3 protein-coding genes are annotated in these 3,063 nt (G+C 68.1%); all 3 read left to right on the top strand.

Going from position 1 to position 3,063, the window contains the following annotated elements; translation table 11 throughout:
• A partial coding sequence (locus tag QZY48_RS11320) for a hypothetical protein (protein ID WP_295430961.1) occupies nucleotides 1–240 on the top strand: 240 nt, incomplete at its 5' end.
• Nucleotides 241–382: 142 nt separating this feature from the next.
• Entirely contained in the window at nucleotides 383–676 is a 294-nt protein-coding gene (gene rpoZ / locus QZY48_RS11315) for a DNA-directed RNA polymerase subunit omega (protein ID WP_295430960.1), read from the top strand.
• A 135-nt stretch (nucleotides 677–811) separates the two neighbouring features.
• A complete protein-coding gene (locus QZY48_RS11310) occupies nucleotides 812–2,998 on the top strand; it encodes a RelA/SpoT family protein (protein ID WP_295430959.1) in 2,187 nt (728 codons plus the stop codon).
• Nucleotides 2,999–3,063: the final 65 nt, after the last annotated feature.

Here is a 3,063-nt window from a genome sequence, read left to right as displayed (position 1 = left end):
TGCAATTCGGCGTGCGAGAGAATCCGGGGCGCTACGATAACCTCGATTACGACAACGACAACGACAACGACAACGACGCGACAACGACAACGACGCGACAAGCATTTCCTGGTGAACTCAGGTCCGGACCATCGCGCGCGGGCTTTGTCCATCCTACGGCGTTCGCGCGACCAAATCAGTCTGGATCGCACCGCCGCCGCCGGACGCCGGGTACGCCCAAGGGCTCTTGTGCTAGGCTAAGAGGCGATACGCGCACGCGCTGCGTCCCCGGAGCGCCCTGAACCAGGCCCCGGCCGGACCCGCCGCCCGCCCCTGCCGGTCCTGCCGGTCCTGTCGTGCTGGTCCGGCGAGCATTTGAACCCGCTGTTGGAGTGATTGATCGATGGCCCGCATCACCGTAGAGGACTGCCTGAACCACGTGGACAACCGTTTCGACCTGGTCCTGCTTGCGACCAAGCGGGCACGCCAGCTCGCCAACGGTGTGGAGCCCACCTTACCCTGGGATAAGGACAAGCCGACCGTCATGGCCCTGCGCGAAATCGCCGAGGGTCGGATCACCAACGAGGTGGTCCAGGCCGCTCAGCGCCACATCGACGAAACCGCCGCGGCCCTCGAACAGCGTCTCGCGGCCGAGATGGCCGCCGAGATGCGCGATCTGGACTCGGAGAAGGAGTGACGCCGGCCGCCACACCCACGCACCGCAGCGCCCGCGAGCCGCGGGCCGACGCCGGGTCATCCGCGCCCCACCGGACGCGGGGCGCGTCCCGGTGTGCCCGGTTGCAGTAGGAGCCGGCCCCCGGTGCCGCCGACCATGACCGACCCCCTCCCGCCAATCACGCCGCCGCCGTCGGACGCGGCTGTTGGCCCGCGCTTCCTCATCAGCGATCTGTGCGCCTCCCTGGAGTCCTACCTGCCGCCCGAGCAGGTGAGCGAGGTGTATCGCGCCTATCTGTTCGGCGCCGAGGCCCATCAGGGCCAGAAGCGCCGCTCCGGCGAGCCCTACATCTATCACCCGCTGGCGGTGGCGCGCACCCTGGGTGACATGCGCATGGACTACAAGTGCCTGATTGCCGCCATCCTGCACGATGTGCTCGAGGATACCCCGTTGGCCAAGGACCAACTCGCCCTGGCCTTCGACAGCGAGATCGCGGACCTGGTGGACGGGGTCAGCAAGCTGTCGCGGATCGACTTCGAGTCGCGCGCCGAGGCGCAGGCGGCGAGCCTCCAGAAGATGCTGCTGGCCATGACCCGGGATATCCGGGTGATCCTGATCAAGCTCGCCGACCGCCTGCACAACATGCGCACGCTCGGGGTGATGCGCGCCGAGAGTCGACGGCGGATCTCGCGCGAAACGCTGGAGATCTTCGCCCCGATCGCCAACCGGCTGGGCATCAACAGCATCCGCGTCGAGCTGGAGGAACTGGGCTTCAGCCACTACTGGCCCTGGCGCCACCTGGTTCTGGAGCGCGCGGTCCAGAAGGCGAGCGGGGCGCGCCAGGAGTTGCTCAGCACGGTGGAGACCGGGATCAAGCGGCGGCTCCAGCAAGAGGCCATCCAGGGCGAGGTCAAGGGGCGCTGCAAGAACCTCTACAGCATCTATCGCAAGATGCGCGAGAAGCGGCGCTCCTTCTCCGAGGTGGTGGACGTGTTCGGCGTGCGGGTGACGGTGGATCGGGTGGACACCTGTTACCGCGTCCTGGGTCAGGTCCACAACCTCTACAAGCCGGTGCCCGGGCGCTTCAAGGACTACATCGCCATCCCCAAGGCCAACGGCTATCAATCACTGCACACGGTCCTCTTCGGCCCCCAGGGGGTGCCGCTGGAGATCCAGATCCGCACCGAGGCCATGCAGCGCGCCGCCGAGTCCGGTATCGCCGCCCACTGGATGTACAAGAGCGGCGCCCAGGGCGCCGCCGCGCCCGCCAACCTGGCCAACGACTGGCTCCAGAACCTGTTGGATATGCAGCGCGGCGACGGCAATCCCCAGGATTTCCTGGACAACGTCAAGGTCGACCTGTTTCCGGACGAGGTCTACGTCTTCACCCCCAAGGGCCGCATCCTCACCCTCAAGCGCGCCGCCACGGTGGTCGACTTCGCCTATGCCATCCACTCGGACGTGGGCAACACCTGCGTGGCCGGACGGATCGACCGGCGCCTGGCCGCGCTCAGCACCCCGTTGCGCAGCGGTCAGACGGTGGACATCATCACCGCCCCCGGGGCCAAACCCAATCCGGGCTGGCTCGGCTTCGTGGTCACCGGCAAGGCGCGCGCCGGCATCCGCGGCTTCCTCAAGAACCTCAAGGCCAAGGAGGCCGAGGACCTGGGTCGGCGCCTGCTCGGCGCGGAACTCGGTTCGCTCGGCACCGACCTCGACCAACTGCCCCCCGCGCGCATCCTCGATTACCTGAAGGATGCGGGCCTGCCGGAGACCGCCGCCCTATTCGCCGACATCGGGCTCGGCAATCGCCTCCCGGCCCTGGTCGCGCGCCGCCTGGCGGGCGGCGAAGGGGATGCGGCGCCCGCCGTGTCTGAAGACGGCGCCGAGCCCCACCCGCACCGCTTCGCCATTCGCGGCACCGAGGGGATGGTGGTCAGCTTCGCGCGCTGCTGTCGCCCCATCCCGGGCGATGCCATCGCCGCCGTCTTCAGCCCCGGGCGCGGGATCGTGGTCCACCGCCAGGAGTGCCGCAACCTGGGCAGCCTGGAGAGCAAGCGCAACAAGCGCCTGGATGTCGAGTGGGCGGCGGAGCCCGACGGTGACTTCCCCGTCGAGATCCGGGTCGACATCGGCAACCGCCGCGGCGCCCTGGCGGTCGTCGCCGGGGCCATCGCCGAGCAGGGCTCCAACATCGAGAACGTCCAGTCCCAGGACCGGGACGGTCAGACCTCTACCCTGGAGTTCCTGGTCGCCGTGCGCGGGCGTAAGCACCTGGCGCGGATCATGCGGCGGCTGCGGCAGATCCCGCTGGTCATGCGTATTACGCGGGTGAGCCGCTGAGGTATAGCGCCATTTTCGTTGTCGTTGTCGTTGTCGTAATCGAGGTTATCGTAGCGCCCCGGATT

Source organism: uncultured Thiodictyon sp. (assembly GCF_903828115.1).
Taxonomy (GTDB): domain Bacteria; phylum Pseudomonadota; class Gammaproteobacteria; order Chromatiales; family Chromatiaceae; genus Thiodictyon.
The sequence above is the reverse complement of the archived record's forward strand: the minus strand, read 5'-3'. Positions and strand labels throughout refer to the sequence as shown.

What these genes read in the sequence shown, in the direction of transcription:
- rpoZ (WP_295430960.1), top strand. Translation starts at nt 383, where the DNA reads ATGGCCCGCATCACCGTAGAGGACTGCCTGAACCACGTGGACAACCGT.
- QZY48_RS11310 (WP_295430959.1), top strand. Translation starts at nt 812, where the DNA reads ATGACCGACCCCCTCCCGCCAATCACGCCGCCGCCGTCGGACGCGGCT.